Annotated in this window: 17 protein-coding genes; 13 read left to right on the plus strand and 4 right to left on the minus strand. The window is 65.7% G+C overall.

Annotated features, from left to right (window positions below; all coding sequences use genetic code 11):
- The first annotated feature begins 77 nt into the window (after positions 1 to 77).
- The gene (locus ACFOOQ_RS05810) at positions 78 to 833 is read left to right on the plus strand and encodes a DUF5131 family protein (RefSeq protein WP_379722869.1); all 756 of its coding nucleotides are present in this window, start codon (positions 78 to 80) and stop codon (positions 831 to 833) included.
- Here ACFOOQ_RS05810 and tcmP read toward each other — a convergent pair.
- The 3 genes from tcmP to meaB form a co-directional block, all read right to left on the minus strand.
- The gene (gene tcmP / locus ACFOOQ_RS05815) at positions 817 to 1686 is read right to left on the minus strand and encodes a three-Cys-motif partner protein TcmP (protein ID WP_379722872.1); all 870 of its coding nucleotides are present in this window, start codon (positions 1684 to 1686) and stop codon (positions 817 to 819) included. The two genes, ACFOOQ_RS05810 and tcmP, sit on opposite strands and share 17 nt — an antisense overlap.
- 143 nt (positions 1687 to 1829) lie before the next feature.
- Entirely contained in the window at positions 1830 to 2858 is a 1029-nt protein-coding gene (locus ACFOOQ_RS05820) for an alpha/beta fold hydrolase (RefSeq protein ID WP_379722876.1), read from the minus strand.
- Positions 2855 to 3859, minus strand: a complete 1005-nt coding sequence (gene meaB, locus ACFOOQ_RS05825; RefSeq protein ID WP_379722879.1) for a methylmalonyl Co-A mutase-associated GTPase MeaB — start codon at positions 3857 to 3859, stop codon at positions 2855 to 2857. Before meaB ends, ACFOOQ_RS05820 begins: the two co-directional genes overlap by 4 nt.
- 260 nt (positions 3860 to 4119) lie before the next feature.
- Between meaB and ACFOOQ_RS05830 the strand changes: the two genes are divergently transcribed.
- The 10 genes from ACFOOQ_RS05830 to ACFOOQ_RS05875 all read left to right on the plus strand — a co-directional run bounded on the left by ACFOOQ_RS05830 (position 4120) and on the right by ACFOOQ_RS05875 (position 12962).
- A complete protein-coding gene (locus ACFOOQ_RS05830; protein ID WP_379722882.1) occupies positions 4120 to 4551 on the plus strand; it encodes a hypothetical protein in 432 nt (143 codons plus the stop codon).
- A gap of 103 nt (positions 4552 to 4654) precedes the next feature.
- Entirely contained in the window at positions 4655 to 5608 is a 954-nt protein-coding gene (locus ACFOOQ_RS05835; RefSeq protein ID WP_379722885.1) for a DUF3108 domain-containing protein, read from the plus strand.
- Between the two features lie 23 nt (positions 5609 to 5631).
- The gene (locus tag ACFOOQ_RS05840) at positions 5632 to 6027 is read left to right on the plus strand and encodes a response regulator (RefSeq protein ID WP_379722888.1); all 396 of its coding nucleotides are present in this window, start codon (positions 5632 to 5634) and stop codon (positions 6025 to 6027) included.
- 242 nt (positions 6028 to 6269) lie between these two features.
- Positions 6270 to 7646, plus strand: coding sequence for a signal recognition particle protein (ffh, locus tag ACFOOQ_RS05845; protein ID WP_379722891.1), 1377 nt, complete (start codon positions 6270 to 6272; stop codon positions 7644 to 7646).
- Between the two features lie 52 nt (positions 7647 to 7698).
- Complete coding sequence (rpsP, locus tag ACFOOQ_RS05850; RefSeq protein ID WP_379722895.1) at positions 7699 to 8091, plus strand: 30S ribosomal protein S16; 393 nt, start codon at positions 7699 to 7701, stop codon at positions 8089 to 8091.
- Between the two features lie 16 nt (positions 8092 to 8107).
- Positions 8108 to 8680, plus strand: a complete 573-nt coding sequence (gene rimM, locus ACFOOQ_RS05855; RefSeq protein ID WP_379722898.1) for a ribosome maturation factor RimM — start codon at positions 8108 to 8110, stop codon at positions 8678 to 8680.
- Between the two features lie 58 nt (positions 8681 to 8738).
- Positions 8739 to 9443, plus strand: coding sequence for a tRNA (guanosine(37)-N1)-methyltransferase TrmD (gene trmD, locus ACFOOQ_RS05860; RefSeq protein WP_379725351.1), 705 nt, complete (start codon positions 8739 to 8741; stop codon positions 9441 to 9443).
- Between the two features lie 51 nt (positions 9444 to 9494).
- Positions 9495 to 9872, plus strand: coding sequence for a 50S ribosomal protein L19 (gene rplS, locus ACFOOQ_RS05865; protein WP_379722901.1), 378 nt, complete (start codon positions 9495 to 9497; stop codon positions 9870 to 9872).
- 36 nt (positions 9873 to 9908) lie between these two features.
- Positions 9909 to 11642, plus strand: coding sequence for an ABC transporter permease (locus tag ACFOOQ_RS05870; RefSeq protein WP_379722904.1), 1734 nt, complete (start codon positions 9909 to 9911; stop codon positions 11640 to 11642).
- A gap of 12 nt (positions 11643 to 11654) precedes the next feature.
- On the plus strand, positions 11655 to 12962 hold the full coding sequence (locus tag ACFOOQ_RS05875; RefSeq protein WP_379722907.1) for an ABC transporter ATP-binding protein: 1308 nt from the start codon (positions 11655 to 11657) through the stop codon (positions 12960 to 12962).
- Between the two features lie 21 nt (positions 12963 to 12983).
- On the opposite strand, the gene ACFOOQ_RS05880 is transcribed toward ACFOOQ_RS05875, so the two are convergent.
- Positions 12984 to 13427 carry a winged helix-turn-helix transcriptional regulator gene (locus ACFOOQ_RS05880; protein WP_379722910.1) on the minus strand — a complete coding sequence of 148 codons (444 nt, stop codon included), beginning with the start codon at positions 13425 to 13427 and terminating at the stop codon, positions 12984 to 12986.
- A 116-nt stretch (positions 13428 to 13543) separates the two neighbouring features.
- Between ACFOOQ_RS05880 and ACFOOQ_RS05885 the strand changes: the two genes are divergently transcribed.
- Together ACFOOQ_RS05885 and ACFOOQ_RS05890 are read left to right on the plus strand one after the other, a co-directional pair.
- Positions 13544 to 14194 carry a glutathione S-transferase family protein gene (locus ACFOOQ_RS05885; protein ID WP_379722913.1) on the plus strand — a complete coding sequence of 217 codons (651 nt, stop codon included), beginning with the start codon at positions 13544 to 13546 and terminating at the stop codon, positions 14192 to 14194.
- A 96-nt stretch (positions 14195 to 14290) separates the two neighbouring features.
- Positions 14291 to 14695 (plus strand): DoxX family protein, encoded by a 405-nt coding sequence (locus ACFOOQ_RS05890; RefSeq protein ID WP_379722916.1) that lies wholly within the window; start codon positions 14291 to 14293, stop codon positions 14693 to 14695.
- The last annotated feature ends 36 nt before the right edge of the window (positions 14696 to 14731 follow it).

Below are 14731 nucleotides of genomic sequence, written 5' to 3' on the forward strand. Positions count from 1 at the left end.
ATTCAACTCGTTCCGCTTGCCTCGCCAAAATACCGGCGGGGTATTATCGATTCCGCGGATCAGTCAGGAGCCACGCCATGGCCGAAAGCAGCATTGAATGGACCGATGCGACCTGGAATCCGGTCGCCGGCTGCACCGTCATCACGCCCGGCTGCACAAACTGCTATGCCATGCGGATGGCCGCGCGGCTCGATGCGATGGGGGTCGACAAATATGCCGGCCTGACCCGCAAGTCCGGAGGGCGATATGTTTGGACCGGCAAAACGCGCCTGGACAAGGCTTCGCTGGAACTGCCGCTGACATGGCGCAAACCGCGCCACATCTTCGTCAACTCGATGAGTGACCTGTTCCACGACAGCGTCCCGGCAGACTTCATCAGTCAGGTCTGGGATGTGATGCGCCAGACCCCGCAGCACACTTACCAGATTCTGACAAAACGCCCTGTCCGCATGCAGGAAATGGCTCGGCAACTGAACCGCAAGCCTATACCCAATGCATGGCTTGGCACGACTGTAGAACATGCCGATACGCTCTGGCGGCTGGATGAATTGCGAAAAACACCGGCGGCAATCCGCTTTGTCAGCTTCGAACCGCTGCTCGGCTCGGTTGCCGACGCCAACCTGAGCAAGATTCAATGGGCGATTGTCGGCGGCGAGTCCGGCCCACGGTCCCGACCGATGGATAAAGAATGGGCGGAGGAAATTCATGAGTTGTGCCGGGAATACGGCACAGCATTCTTCTTCAAACAATGGGGCGGAATAAACAAGGCCAAGACTGGCCGGGAACTGAACGGTCGCACTTGGGATGAGATGCCAATTAACGTAAATTCTTAAGCACTGCAGTTGCAATTGGCCGGCCAACTTTCTGGGCCGCCTTTGAATGGTTCGCCATTGCAAAGAAAAGGCTGAACATCGGGGCATTTGTTTTCCCCAATATTCGCGCGGGCGGTAATACTAGAGGAAACTCATCCTCCAAGCGCCGCTTCACCCACGCTTCAATTCCATCAGGGTTGAGGACCCGCTGCATCCCTGCGGCCGGCTGAACATAGCCAAACAAGTCCGGGGCGCCCGTAACAGGTGGTGCCGCATAAAATGCAGACTCCCATTCATTCGTTCCCAAAATAAAATTTAACGTAGAGCGCTTATCCTCAGTCAATAGAGCGTGATTGTTAGGGGCGTTTCGATAAACCCCAGATAGAGGGAACAAATACCAGAGATCAAGTTTTGTGCGGGCGATGGCCCGCAAGGTTTCCCACCCAACTGAATTCCCGAATGGGTCTAGGAAAATTACTCCTCGCGTATCCTCCCAATTTATCTTGGAAATGATCTGCTTGACCTCGATGTTGGCGTCCCCAGAAATAATCGTTACGCGTTCATCCTGCGTACCCAAGGATTTTAGTGCTCGAATATTGGCAGGTTTTCGATCGATAAAGATTAGCCGTGTAAAAGGCGGGTCTACAGCAAGTGCGCGTCGGGCCGACCCCTCATGCACCCGCACGGCTTCGTGCTCATCCAACAGCGGTGCGGAAGTAGCATCAAAAGAAAAATCCCCACTGCCCGCAAACGCATCAATATATATTCGCTTAAATGATTGATACTTCAGTGCCGTGTTAAATTTTTCCATATAGTTGGCGACCGCATCGACCTTCAAGATCGACCACGTCCCTCCAAATTTCTGCGCTGCCAACTTCACCCCCCACGACCGATGCAGTCTCAATTCAAAGACAGCATAGGTCGTTAAAGACGGCAAAATAATTCCACAGGTCATCAAGACATTAATTTGGCTTTTGAATACGCAGATACTCGCAAGCCACAAAGGGGAGATATTTCCTAACTCAGCTCCAGCCAGCGCCGCACATTCTCCTTGATGAAGGCGGCGTCTTCCGGGTTCTGCACCGGGTTGCCGGCGCGATGGCCCCAGATGCTGGGGATCGGCAGCAGTTCGGCCGCGGCCAGGTTGGCCATCTCGGCCTCGTTGTCGGCGACGCGGAAATAGAGATCCGTCGCACCGGGCAGCAGCAGCAGGCGGGCCCTGATCGCGCGCAGCGCAGCCACCAGATCGCCGCCATACAGCGGATTGTTGCTGATGTCGCCGGCTTCCCAGCAGCGCAGCTGCGCATAAAGGTCGGCGGCGCTGCGCCGGGCGTAGCGCTCTTCCCAGTCGGTGCGCAGGAAGGTCTCGAGGTCCGGTGCTTTCAGCGCCGACAGATGCAGGCCAGCGCGATAGAAATCCTGGCTCAGCGCCCAGCCGGCATAGATGCGGCCGAAGGCGCGGATCGCGGCCGCGGGCGGGCCCGAAAAGCGGCCGTTGCCGATATGCTCGGGTGCGGCCTCCAGAGTCGCCATCAGCGACTTGAGGAAGACCTTGTTGTGTTCGGCGGTGCGCGCCGAGCCGCAGTTGATCACCGCGCGCTGCACGGCATCAGGGAACAGCGCCGACCAGTGATAGGCCTGCTGCGCGCCCATCGACCAGCCGTAGACGCAGGCGAGCGTGTCGATGCCGAAGGCTTCGGTGAGCAGGCGGCGCTGCGCCTGCACGTTGTCCCAGGCCGTGACCAGCAGCGGATAGTCCGCCGTGTTCGACGGGCTGGACGACAGGCCGTTGCCGAACATGTCGGGGATGACGATGAACCAGCGCTGCGGGTCGAGCACGCCGTCGGGGCCGATCAGCCACTCGAGGTCCGCGTGCTGCGCCGAATAGCTGGTCGGATAGAGGATGACGTTGTCGCGCGCCGCGTTCAGCGTGCCGTGGGTCTTCCAGCTTAAAAACGCGCCGGAGATGGTCTCGCCCGACAGGGTGGCAAAATCGCCAAGCGCGAAACGGCCGGCCTGGACGGGCCACGAAACGGGGGTGTTCATCTGCGCAGGATCTCCAGCAGTTTGCGCGCCGCGGCGCTGGGGGTGGTCTTGCCGGCGCCGACCGCCTTGCGCAGCTTCGGCAGTTCGGCGGCGATACGCGGATCGGCCTTCAGCCAGTCGAGCAGGCCGTCCTGCAGTTCGCGCATCAGCCAGTGTTCGGCCTGGTGGCGGCGCTGGGCGGCGAAGGCGCCGCTGGCGGTCAGCGCCGCGCGGAACGCGCCGATCGCCGTCCACACCGCCTCGATGCCCTCGTTGAGCAGGGCGGAGACGAGCAGCACCTGCACGGTCCATTCCGGATGGCGCGGCCGCATCAGGTGCAGCGCGGCGCGATAATCGGCCTGGGCCAGCCTTGCAGGCTTCAGCAGCTCGCCGTCCGCCTTGTTAACGATGACGAGATCGGCCAGTTCCATGATGCCGCGCTTGATGCCCTGCAGGTCGTCACCGCCGGCGGGTGCCAGCAGCAGCAGGAACATGTCGACCAGTTCCGCCACCGTGGTTTCCGACTGGCCGACGCCGACGGTCTCGACCAGCACGACATCGAAGCCGGCGGCCTCGACCAGCAGCATCGCCTCCCGCGTGCGGCGCGCCACGCCGCCGAGCGAGCCGCCCGACGGCGACGGCCGGATGAAAGCATTCTCGTCGCGGGTGAGCTGTTCCATGCGGGTCTTGTCGCCGAGGATCGAGCCACCCGACAGGGCCGAGGATGGATCGACCGCGAGCACGGCGACCTTGTGGCCGGCCTTGGTCAGATACAGGCCGAAGCGTTCGATGAAGCTCGACTTGCCGACGCCCGGCGTGCCCGAGATGCCGAGCCGGATGGCACACCCGGCATCCTGCTGGCCGGTGGCGGGCAATATCTTCTGCAGCAGGACCTCGGCCACCGCCTGGTCGGCCGGATGTCGCGATTCCACCAGCGTGATGGCGCGCGCCAGCGCGCGGCGGTCGCCGGCAAGCAGGCGGCCGGCAAGCGCATCGGGGTCGTGGGTGCGGCGGCTGGACATCGGTTCGGCCAGCTTAGCGAAGCCGCTGCGGCGATGCCACCGGCGGCTCCGTTCCGTTGCAACGATGCGTTGTCTTCGGCGGCTGTCACGCATGTGCGGTTGACAAGGAGTCCCGCGGATTCGTATGCCATGTAGCAGCCATGGCGAATCGGCCGCTCCCCTTCCCAGACGACGACCCTGCGACGCGCGCCCGGCAGGCGCTGGCCCGTGCCCGCGCCGATCTGGCTGGCCGTAGCGATACGGCCATGCAGGAGGTTGGCATGCAGCCGCCCGCGGTGGCACCCTCGATGTCATCGGTGCCGGCCGCAGCGCATGCCCCGCTGCGGGCCGAGGACGGCGCCACGCTGGCCCGCATCGACCTGCTGCGCGGCCGCCTTGCCCAGGCCCGCAGCGATGCCGTCGCCGCCCTGCTGTTCCTCAGCGACGCCCGGCAGGATTGCGACGCCCTGGCCGAACACTGCGATGCCGCGGGCTGGGCCATGCTGGCCGACGGGGTCACCCTGCTGGCCGGGGCGCTGTCGCGCTGCCTGCCCACCGAGCCGCGCCATCTGGCGTTGATCGGCTTGCTGGTCGACGCCCTCTATGCCCTGCGCCGTGCCGAGCTGCGGCCGGACATGAACCAGGCCGGCCATGACCTGCTGCGCGGCCTGCGGCTGGCGGCAGACCGCGAATTGGGCGGCCGGGCGAGCTGAGGCCCAGGCGGGTGGCCACCGGGCGCCAGCGACAGATCGCCGCAACTGCCAGTCGAATACGGTTCCGTTCTGCGATTCCGCGAATCGGGACTAAGATTTCCCCATGCGAATCACGCTTCCCAGTGTCACGTTCCCCGGTGCATTGCGGATCGGGCTGCTGCTGGCGAGCCTGCCGGCCGCCGCGGCCACCGGCGCGGTCCGCGCCGAGCCGCCGCCGGCCGATCCCGCCCCCACACCGCTGGCCACACCCGGCGACACCGCGCCGCGCGGCGCCCTGCGCAGCGCCAGGCTGGAATTCGGCCTCTATGCGCTGGGCGCCAAGGCGTTTGACATGAAGCTCGACCTGCAGCGCGAGGGCGACGCGATTACCGTCGACACCGGCATGCAGACCTTCGGGCTGGTCAATTTCCTGATGAGCTTCGAGATGACCGGCCATGTCGCGGCCCAGATGCAGGGCGGCCGCGTGATGCCGGTGCGCTATCGCACCGACAGCGACGGCAGCTGGTCGAAGCGCTCGACCCGCATCGTCTGGGACGCCGACGGCATGCCGACGGCCGAGGTACTGCCGCCGGTCGACCAGGACGACCGCGATCCGGTGCCCGATGCGCTGAAGCGCAACACCATGGACCCGACCACCGCCATCGTCGCCCGCGCCCTGCACAGCGGCGACGCGCCGCCCTGCAACGGCATAGACGCGATCTTCGACGGCCGGCGCCGCTATAACCTGCATTTTTCCCCGGTCGGGCCGGCCATGCTGAAACCGCAGGACCGCTCGACCTATGCCGGTCCGGCCTATGAATGTGCGGTGCGGCTGGAGCCGATCGCCGGCTATCGTCATGGCGATGACGCCGATACCCGGGCCGTGGAAGAACATGTCACCCGGCTGTGGCTGACCCGGCCGCCCGGCGTCGATGTCTGGATTCCGGTGCAGATCGACAGCGGCATCAGCCTGGGCAGCGTCACCGGCTGGATTGCCGGCGCCACGCTGAACGGCAAGACCTGGCTTGCCCCCCTGCCGCCCATCCGCTATGCGGTCGAACGCCCGAACACGCCGTAGCCGGCCGCAGTCAGGGGGAAGCGATGGCAGCAGCAGAGGCCGGCGGCACCCGCCGCATCCTGGTGGCCGAGGATTCCACCGCCGGCCAGGCAGTGCTGCAGAAGCTGCTGACCGCCCTGGGCTTCACCCCGGTTTTCGCCGGCTCGGGCCGCGAGGCGGTCGCCATGTTCGTCGAATATCCGGATATCGCCCTGATTCTGATGGATGTCCGCATGCCGAACCTGAACGGCATCAAGGCGGCCCAGGAAATCCGTCTGGCCGGCAGCGGCAATGCCATGCGGGTGCCGATCATCGGCATGACCGCCGCCGATGGCCCGGAGGTGCGCCGGGAATGCCTGTCGTCGGGCATGAACGAGATGCTGGTGAAACCGCTCGACCCGCGCAAACTGGTCGAGACGATCCGGCGGTTTCTTCTTTAATATGTTGATTTCATTATAATTTATCCATAAAATCGTCCCGGACTCCGGCCTAGGGGCAGGCCGGGCAAATGTCAGGAACCGCGCGCCTTTCCTTGACTTCCGGGCGCCGAAAGGCTTTATTCCGGCCGCTTTCCATTTCGGGAGCTTGAATCCGGTCCGAGGACCGCCGTCCGTCCGCGAGTGTCGCGCACGGGCGTCGTTTTGCTTGTGACCGGTCTGAACGGGATTTTGTCAGGGTCGGCATGTTCGAATCTCTGAGCGGCAAACTGGGCGAGGTTTTCGAGCGGCTGCGCAAGCGCGGCGCGCTGACGGAATCCGATGTCTCGGAGGCTTTGCGCGAGGTCCGCGTCGCCCTGCTCGAGGCCGATGTCGCCCTCCCCGTCGTGAAGACCTTCATCGACGGCGTGAAGGCCAAGGCAGTCGGCCAGGATGTGCTGCGCTCGGTGACCCCGGGCCAGATGGTCATCAAGATCGTCCACGACCACCTGGTCGAGATGCTGGGCGGTGCCGGCGAAGGGTCCGAACTCGATTTCAATGCCGTCCCGCCGGTGCCCGTCCTCATGGTCGGCCTGCAGGGTTCGGGCAAGACCACCTCGACCGCCAAGATTGCGCTGCGTCTGCAGACCCGCGACCGCAAGAAGGTGCTGATGGCGTCGCTCGACGTCTATCGCCCGGCGGCGCAGGAGCAGCTGAAGATTCTCGGCGAGCAGACCGGCGTCGCCACCCTGCCCGTCGTCGCCGGCCAGATGCCGGTCGATATCGCCAGGCGCGCCCTGCAGGCCGCCAAGCTCGGCGGCTACGACGTGCTGATGCTGGATACCGCCGGCCGCCTGCATATCGACGAGACACTGATGCTGGAAGTCGCGGCCGTGCGCGACGCCGTGCAACCGCATGAAACCCTGCTGGTCGCCGACAGCCTGACCGGCCAGGACGCGGTGAATGTCGCCAAAAGCTTCAACGAGCGGGTCGGCGTCACCGGCATCGTGCTGACCCGCGTCGACGGCGATGGCCGCGGCGGCGCCGCGCTGTCGATGCGCGCCGTCACCGGCAAGCCGATCAAGCTGATCGGCGTCGGCGAGAAGACCGACGCGCTGGAGACCTTCCACCCGGAGCGCATCGCGCAGCGCATCCTCGGCATGGGCGACATCGTCAGCCTGGTCGAGAAGGCCGCCGAGACGATCGAGAAGGAAGAGGCCGAACGCCAGGCCGCACGCATGCAGAAGGGCCTGTTCGATCTCGAGGACATGGCCAAGCAGCTGCAGCAGCTGCGCAAGATGGGCGGCATGTCGGGCGTGATGAACCTGCTGCCCGGCGTCGGCAAGATCAAGCAGCAGATGGCGAACGCCAACATCGACGAGACGGTGATCAAGCGCCAGGAAGCCATCATCGGGTCGATGACCCGCGAAGAGCGCAAGAATCCGAAGGTGATCCATGCCTCGCGCAAGAAGCGCATCGCAGCGGGCAGCGGCACCTCGGTGCAGGACGTCAACAAGCTGCTGAAGCAGCATCTCCAGATGTCCGACATGATGAAACGCATGTCGAAGCTGGGGCAGAAGGGTTTTACCCGCAGCATCATGGCCGGCATGGGCGGGGGTTTCCCCGGCATGCCGAAGATGTGACGGGCACAGTATCGCGTAATTCACGAATCACAGTTCAAGGAAAGGACCATCAATGTCAGTCAAGATCCGCATGACGCGCGGTGGCGCCAAGAAGCGCCCGTATTACCGTATCGTCGTTGCCGACTCGCGCAGCCCGCGTGACGGCCGTTTCATCGAGAAGATCGGCTCGTATGACCCGATGCTGCCGAAGGACCGCGAGCGCGTGCAGCTCGACGTCGAGCGCGTGAAGTACTGGCTGTCGCAGGGTGCGCAGCCGTCCGACCGCTGCGCCAGCTTTTTCACCAAGGCCGGCCTGATGAAGTGGGAACACGGCAACAACCCGGAAAAGGCCAAGCCGAAGGCGAAGGCGCAGGAGCGCATCAAGGCCGCCGAGGAAGCCGCCAAGGCCGCTGCCGAAGCTGCTGCCGCGCCGGCGCCGGCCGCCGACGAAGCCGCTGCCGGCTGATCGCCGCGCCTGACGCATGGCCGACACGGTCCCGCCCAAAACGCTTCTGCTGGGCGTGATCATCGGCGCGCAGGGCATCCGCGGCGAGGTGAAGGTGAAGGCCTTCACCGGCGATCCGGAAGCCATCGGGGATTACGGCCCCCTGCGCGACGCCCAGGGCCAGCGCAGTTTCAAGCTGAAAGTGCACCGGCTGGCCAAGGGTGATGTGGTGGTAGCGAGTATCAGGGGCGTCGGCGACCGCAATGCCGCCGAAGCCCTGAAAGGCACCGAGCTGTATGTGGCGCGCGATGCGCTGCCGCAGCCCGAGGACGGCGAGTTCTACTACACCGATCTGGTCGGCCTGAAGGTCGCGACCACGGCCGGTCAGGACCTCGGCGAGATCAGCGCGGTGCATAATTACGGCGCCGGCGACATGCTGGAGGTGAAAACCGCCAGCGGCCGTTCGGCGATGGTGCCCTTCACCGACGACGCGGTGCCCGAAGTGGACATCGCCGGCGGCAGGGTGGTGGTGGAACCCGCTTTCTGGCTCGGCGAACCCGGTGAGGTCGACGCGGCGGTGGGCGAGGACCGCAGGGCCGACGAGGCCTGACGTGAGTGACGCCCCGGCGCGGCCGTGGAATGTGCGGGTACTGACTTTGTACCCGGCGATGTTCCCCGGACCGCTGGGACAAAGCCTGGCCGGACGGGCCCTGCAACAGGGCCTGTGGTCGCTGGCGGTGGTGGACATCCGCGATTTCGCGCGCGATAAACACCGCACCGTCGACGACACCCCCTTCGGGGGCGGGCCCGGCATGGTGATGCGGCCCGACGTGCTGGCCGCCGCGATCGATGCAACGGTGACCGGTGCAGCGGGCGCGGCCCAGCCGGAGGCAGGCGCGGCGGAACAGCCCTTGCTGTATTTCTCGCCGCGCGGCCGGCGCCTCGACCAGGCGCTGGTGCACGAGGTGAAGGCGGCCGGCGGCGCCACACTGCTGTGCGGCCGGTTCGAGGGGGTGGACGAGCGCCTGCTGGAGGCGCGCCCCGTTGTCGAGGTCAGCCTCGGCGACTTCGTCCTGTCGGGCGGCGAGATCGCAGCCTACGCGTTGATCGACGCGGTGGTGCGGCTGCTGCCCGGGGTGATGGGTGCCGAAGAGTCCGGCACCGAGGAGAGTTTCGCGGACGGCTTGCTGGAATATCCCCAGTATACCCGGCCGCAGGAGTGGGAAGGTCGCGGCGTACCGGAAGTGCTGCTGTCGGGCCACCACGGAAGGATCGCAGCCTGGCGACGCGAGATGGCGGAAAAGATCACCGCCCTGCGCCGGCCGGACCTGTGGAAGCGCTACGCCGGGCGCAAGCCGGGCGTGAAGGATTGAACCGAGTTTTGACGAGTTGAACAGTTAGAGAAAGACGAAAGGCAGGTTGCCATGAACATTCTGCAGCAGATCGAGAAAGAGCAGTCGGACGCTCTCGCCGCCGCCCGTGCGGTGCCGGACTTCGCCCCGGGCGACACCCTCAAGGTCAACGTGAAGGTGGTCGAAGGCGGCCGCGAGCGCGTGCAGGCCTATGAAGGCGTGTGCATTGCCCGCTCCAACCGCGGCGTGAACTCGTCGTTCACCGTGCGCAAGATCTCTTACGGCGAAGGCGTCGAGCGTATCTTCCCGCTGTACAGCCCGCGCATCGAGTCGATCACCGTGGTGCGCCGCGGCGACGTGCGCCGTGCCAAGCTGTATTACCTGCGCGGCCGCACCGGCAAGGCCGCCCGCATCACCGAGAAGCGCGACATCGCCCCCAAGAGCGCGTAAGCCTCTGATGCCTTGCGGAGAGCGGGATATGCCCCGATGTCGCAGCCCGCTCTCCCGATTTCCGTCGGTCGCCACGGCCGGCGGCACCTCACCCTGTGGGATGCCGTCGCCGTCCTACTGATCGTCGGCCTGTTCGCCTTCCTGGCTGAGGCCGGACGCGGTTTCGTCGAGCCGCTGGCGCATCTGCGCGCCCAATCCATTTCACTGGACCCGGCCCGGCTGCCGGATTACGCCGCGCGGACTGCGCTGCGCATGCTGGCGGCGATGATCTTGTCGCTGGTCTTCACCTTCACGTATGCCACCTGGGCGGCCAAGAGCCGGCGCGCCGAGGCGATCCTCATCCCGCTGCTCGATATCCTGCAGTCGGTGCCGATCCTCGGCTTCATCTCGGTCACTGTCGTCTTTTTCATGTCGCTGGCGCCGGGCCTCGCCTTCGGCGCCGAATGCGCGGCGATCTTCGCCATCTTCACCAGCCAGGCCTGGAACATGGCCTTCAGCTTCTACCAGTCGCTGCGCACCGTGCCCGACGACCTGGTCGAAGTCGCGCGCGGCTACCGGTTCGGCACCTGGATGCGCTTCTGGCGTCTCGAGGTGCCCTTCGCCCTGCCGCAGCTGGTGTGGAACATGATGGTCTCGATGTCGGGCGGCTGGTTCTTTGTCGTCGCCTCCGAGGCGATCAGTGTCGGCAACACCACGGTCACCCTGCCCGGGATTGGGTCGTATATCGCGCTGGCGGTGGAACGGCGGTCGCTCGGCGCCATCGGTTGGGCGATCGGCGCCATGCTGGTGGTGATCCTGGTCTACGACCAGGTGCTGTTCCGCCCGCTGGTCGCCTGGGCCAGCCGCTTCCGCGTCGAACAGGAGGCCGGCGGTGCGGCCCCGACGCAGTCCTGGGTACTGACCGTGCTGCGTCGCTCGCCGCTCGCCGCCTGGCTGGCGGCGCCGGCCGGTGCCGCGATGCGCTGGTCCTACCGTGTGCTGCCGGTGCGGGACAGCAGCACCCCCGGCGCCGACGCGACCGCCACGTCGCTGACCGACCGGGCCTGGCCGCTGCTGATGGCCGCCATCGCCGCGCTGGCCATATGGCGGATCGCAGTTTTCGTCGGCGCGGGCGTCCCCTGGACCGAAGCCGGCACCGCTTTGCTGCTCGGCCTGCTCACCATGCTGCGCGTCTTCGTGCTGATCCTGCTGGCCAGCATCATCTGGGTGCCGGTTGGCGTGTGGATCGGCCTGCACCCCAAGGTCACCCGCATCGTGCAGCCGATAGCGCAATTCATGGCCGCCTTCCCCGCCAACCTGTTCTTCCCGGTCGCCGTCTCGGCCATCGTGATGTTTCGCCTTGACCCAGATGTCTGGCTCAGCCCGCTGATGATCCTCGGCACCCAGTGGTACATCCTGTTCAATGTGATCGCCGGTGCCGCGGCGATGCCGGGCGAACTGCGCGACATCGGCACCAACCTGCACATCCGCGGCTGGCTGTGGTGGCGCCGCGTCGCCCTGCCCGGCATCTTCCCTTTCTACGTCACCGGCGCCATCGCTGCCTCGGGCGGGTCGTGGAATGCCAGCATCGTCGCCGAGGTGGCAAGCTGGGGCAGCGAACGTTTGCAGGCCCATGGCCTGGGCGCCTATATCGCCCAGGCGACCGAAGCCGGCGACTATCATCGCATCGTGCTCGGCATCGCCGTGATGGCGGGCTTCGTCGTCGTCATCAACCGCGTGTTCTGGCGGCCGCTGTATCGCTTTGCCGAACGCAAGTTCCGGCTCACCTGAGGGAGGGGAAAGATGGATCAGGCGCCCCTGCTAGACGTCCGCGAGCTCCGCAAGACCTTTCCGCGCCCCGATGGCGGCGAGCTGCTGGTGCTGGATGGCATCAACCTCTCCTTGCGCGAGGGCGAGATCGTCGGCCTGCTCGGCCGCTCGGGCTCGGGAAAATCCACGTTGCTACGGCTGATTGCCGGCCTCGCGACGCCGGCTGCAGGCGCGGTCAGCTATATGGGCCGGCCGGTCAGCGGCCCGGCGGCCGGCATCGCCATGGTGTTCCAGAGCTTTGCGCTGTTTCCCTGGCTGACCGTGCTGCAGAACGTGCAGATCGGCCTTGAGGCGCTCGGCCTGCCACGCGACGAAATTCGCCGCCGCTCGCTGCAGGCGATCGACCTGATCGGCCTCGACGGCTTCGAATCGGCCTATCCGCGCGAGCTGTCGGGCGGCATGCGCCAGCGCGTCGGTTTCGCCCGTGCGCTGGTGGTGCATCCGAATATCCTGATGCTGGACGAATCCTTTTCGGCGCTCGACGTGCTGACCGCCGAGACCCTGCGCACCGATTTCCTCGATCTGTGGTCGGAAGGCCAGCTGCCGATCAAGGGCGTGCTGATGGTCACCCACAATATCGAGGAAGCGGTCTCGATGTGCGACCGGGTGCTGATCTTCTCGACCAATCCGGGCCGCATCGTCGGCGAGATCGGGATCGACCTGCCGCAGCCGCGCGACCGCCACGATCCCGGCTTCCGCGACCTCGTCGAGCGCATCTACGTCGAGATGACGGCACGGCCGGGCGGCGAGACGCGCGGCAGTGGCGGCCGACACGAGCGGTTCCCCGGCATCGGCATCGGCAGCATCCTGCCGCGGGTCTCGACCAACCTGCTGTCGGGGTTGATCGAGACGCTGGCCGGCGGTGCCTATGGCGGCCGCGCCGACCTGCCGGAGATCGCCTCCGACCTGCATATGGAGGTCGACGACCTGTTCCCGGTGGCCGAGACCCTGCAGATGCTGCGCTTCGCCGAGATCGAGGGCGGCGATATCCGGCTGACCGAGGCCGGCGCGAAATTCGCCACCGCCGAAACCGACGCGCGCAAACGGCTGTTCGCCCAGCAGCTGCTGACCTACGAGCCGCTGGCCGCCCATGTGCGCCGCGTGCTCGATGAGCGGGCCAGCCATCAGGCGCCGAAAAGCCGCTTCCTCGACGAACTGGAGGATCACATGACGCCCGACGCCGCCGAGCAGACCCTGCGTGCGGTGATCAGCTGGGGGCGTTATGCCGAGGTGTTCGCCTATGACGACCACACGGCGACCTTCAGCCTGGAGAATCCGTAACCCCGGACGTCGCGACGCGGATTATTCCGCCGCTGCGACGGCGTCCTGCTTCTGCTGCAGGTTGGCGGCCATCGCCGGGCCGTTCTCGGCCGACCAGCGACCGAGTGCGTCGAGCACCGGGCGCAGCGAGACGCCCAGATCGGTCAGCCAGTATTCCACCCTGGGCGGCACCGCGGCATGCACATGGCGGCCGACCAGGCCGGCGGCCTCCAGGCTGCGCAGCTGCTTGGTCAGTTCTTTCTGGGTGATCAGCGGCAGGGCCCGCGACAGCTCGCTGAAGCGCATCGGCCGGTCCGGCCGCTGCTGGCGGGCAGCGGCCAGCGTCAGGATGATCGGTACCGCCCATTTGTTGGCGATCAGGTCGAGCGTGCGGCAGATCATGCGGGCGCAGATCCGCCCGCCATCGGCCGTCAGGTGGTGGCGGAAGTCGATCGGCTCCGCCATGCCGGCAGCATTGGTATCCATTTGGACAGTATAGGGGTTAAAGGTACCTGCTTGCAAATTGATACCACGGTGTCCTATGTCTCTGCGCGGGGTCGGCGCAAGCGCCGAAAACCGTAAAGAACAGAGAGGAATTCCTGATGGCCAAGCTCGATTTCTATTTCTCGCCCGGCGCCTGCTCGCTGGCGACCCATATCTGCCTCGAAGAGGCCGGCGCCACCTTCACGCCGAAGCCGACCTACACCCGCAAGGGCCAGACCCGCACGCCGGAATACCTGGCGCTGAACCCGAAGGGCAAGGTGCCGATGCTGGTGATCGACGGCAAGGTGCTGACCGAAAACACCGCGATCATCACCTATCTGAACCGCAGCTTCCCCAATGCCAAGCTGCTGCCGGCCGGCGACGCGCTGGCCGAGGCCGAGGCGCTGGCCTTCATCGCCTGGTGCGCCTCGGGCATCCATCCGGTGATGGGCCGCTTCTTCGGCCCGCAGAATTTCTGCGACATGCCCGACAGTGCCGACAACATCAAGGCGCTGGCCGCCAAGGCGACGGCCGCCAACTTCGCCCTGGTCGAGAAGGCACTGGCCGGCAAGGACTGGGTGTTCGGCACCTGGTCGGCGGCCGATGCCTATATCTTCGTGTTCTACAACTGGGCCACCAAGCTTGGCCTCGACATGTCGGCCTGCCCGAACTACGGCAAGCACTTCGAGCGCATGCAGCAGCGTCCGGCCGTGCAGCGCGCCATGGCCCGCGAGGCCGAGGCCTTCGCCGCCATGGACAAGGCGGCGTAAGATTGTCTTTTCCATCGCCCGCCGCCACATGCTGATGCTGGCGGCGGCAGGCAGACCATCATCGTCAATCAAGAAACCAACAGGGAATTCCCACCTATGTCCATTGTCGAAAAATTCGGCCCGCTGGTCGGCCGCATCCTGATCGCCTCGCTGTTCGTGCCATTCGGCATCGGCAAGATCTTCGGCTTCAGCGGCGTCGTCAGCTATATCGCGTCGAAGAATCTGCCGCTGCCGCAGGTCGCCGCCGCCGGCACCATCTTTGTCGAGGTCGTGGTCGGCCTAGCCTTCCTGGTCGGCTTCAAGACCCGCTATGCCGCACTGATCCTCGCCCTCTTCACGGTCGCGGCCGGCATCATCTTCCACAATTACTGGGCTTCGCCGGAGGCCATGGTGATGGCGCAGAAGACGAACTTCTTCAAGAACATGGCGATCGCCGGCGGCCTGCTCTACGTCGCCGCTTTCGGCGCCGGCCCGTTCAGCGTCGACAACCGCGGCCGATAAGCTAGGGCTGGACCAACCCGTCTCTGGGGGCGATGC

This window comes from Ferrovibrio xuzhouensis, assembly GCF_042648965.1.
Lineage (GTDB): Bacteria > Pseudomonadota > Alphaproteobacteria > Ferrovibrionales > Ferrovibrionaceae > Ferrovibrio > Ferrovibrio xuzhouensis.

Excerpts from the sequence above, each read along its gene's own strand:
- ACFOOQ_RS05810 (WP_379722869.1), top strand. The coding sequence starts at position 78 with ATGGCCGAAAGCAGCATTGAATGGACCGATGCGACCTGGAATCCGGTC.
- ACFOOQ_RS05820 (WP_379722876.1), bottom strand. The coding sequence starts at position 2,858 with ATGAACACCCCCGTTTCGTGGCCCGTCCAGGCCGGCCGTTTCGCGCTT.
- meaB (WP_379722879.1), bottom strand. The coding sequence starts at position 3,859 with ATGTCCAGCCGCCGCACCCACGACCCCGATGCGCTTGCCGGCCGCCTG.
- ACFOOQ_RS05830 (WP_379722882.1), top strand. The coding sequence starts at position 4,120 with ATGCAGCCGCCCGCGGTGGCACCCTCGATGTCATCGGTGCCGGCCGCA.
- ACFOOQ_RS05835 (WP_379722885.1), top strand. The coding sequence starts at position 4,655 with ATGCGAATCACGCTTCCCAGTGTCACGTTCCCCGGTGCATTGCGGATC.
- ACFOOQ_RS05840 (WP_379722888.1), top strand. The coding sequence starts at position 5,632 with ATGGCAGCAGCAGAGGCCGGCGGCACCCGCCGCATCCTGGTGGCCGAG.
- ffh (WP_379722891.1), top strand. The coding sequence starts at position 6,270 with ATGTTCGAATCTCTGAGCGGCAAACTGGGCGAGGTTTTCGAGCGGCTG.
- rpsP (WP_379722895.1), top strand. The coding sequence starts at position 7,699 with ATGTCAGTCAAGATCCGCATGACGCGCGGTGGCGCCAAGAAGCGCCCG.
- rimM (WP_379722898.1), top strand. The coding sequence starts at position 8,108 with ATGGCCGACACGGTCCCGCCCAAAACGCTTCTGCTGGGCGTGATCATC.
- trmD (WP_379725351.1), top strand. The coding sequence starts at position 8,739 with ATGTTCCCCGGACCGCTGGGACAAAGCCTGGCCGGACGGGCCCTGCAA.
- rplS (WP_379722901.1), top strand. The coding sequence starts at position 9,495 with ATGAACATTCTGCAGCAGATCGAGAAAGAGCAGTCGGACGCTCTCGCC.
- ACFOOQ_RS05870 (WP_379722904.1), top strand. The coding sequence starts at position 9,909 with ATGTCGCAGCCCGCTCTCCCGATTTCCGTCGGTCGCCACGGCCGGCGG.
- ACFOOQ_RS05875 (WP_379722907.1), top strand. The coding sequence starts at position 11,655 with ATGGATCAGGCGCCCCTGCTAGACGTCCGCGAGCTCCGCAAGACCTTT.
- ACFOOQ_RS05880 (WP_379722910.1), bottom strand. The coding sequence starts at position 13,427 with ATGGATACCAATGCTGCCGGCATGGCGGAGCCGATCGACTTCCGCCAC.
- ACFOOQ_RS05885 (WP_379722913.1), top strand. The coding sequence starts at position 13,544 with ATGGCCAAGCTCGATTTCTATTTCTCGCCCGGCGCCTGCTCGCTGGCG.
- ACFOOQ_RS05890 (WP_379722916.1), top strand. The coding sequence starts at position 14,291 with ATGTCCATTGTCGAAAAATTCGGCCCGCTGGTCGGCCGCATCCTGATC.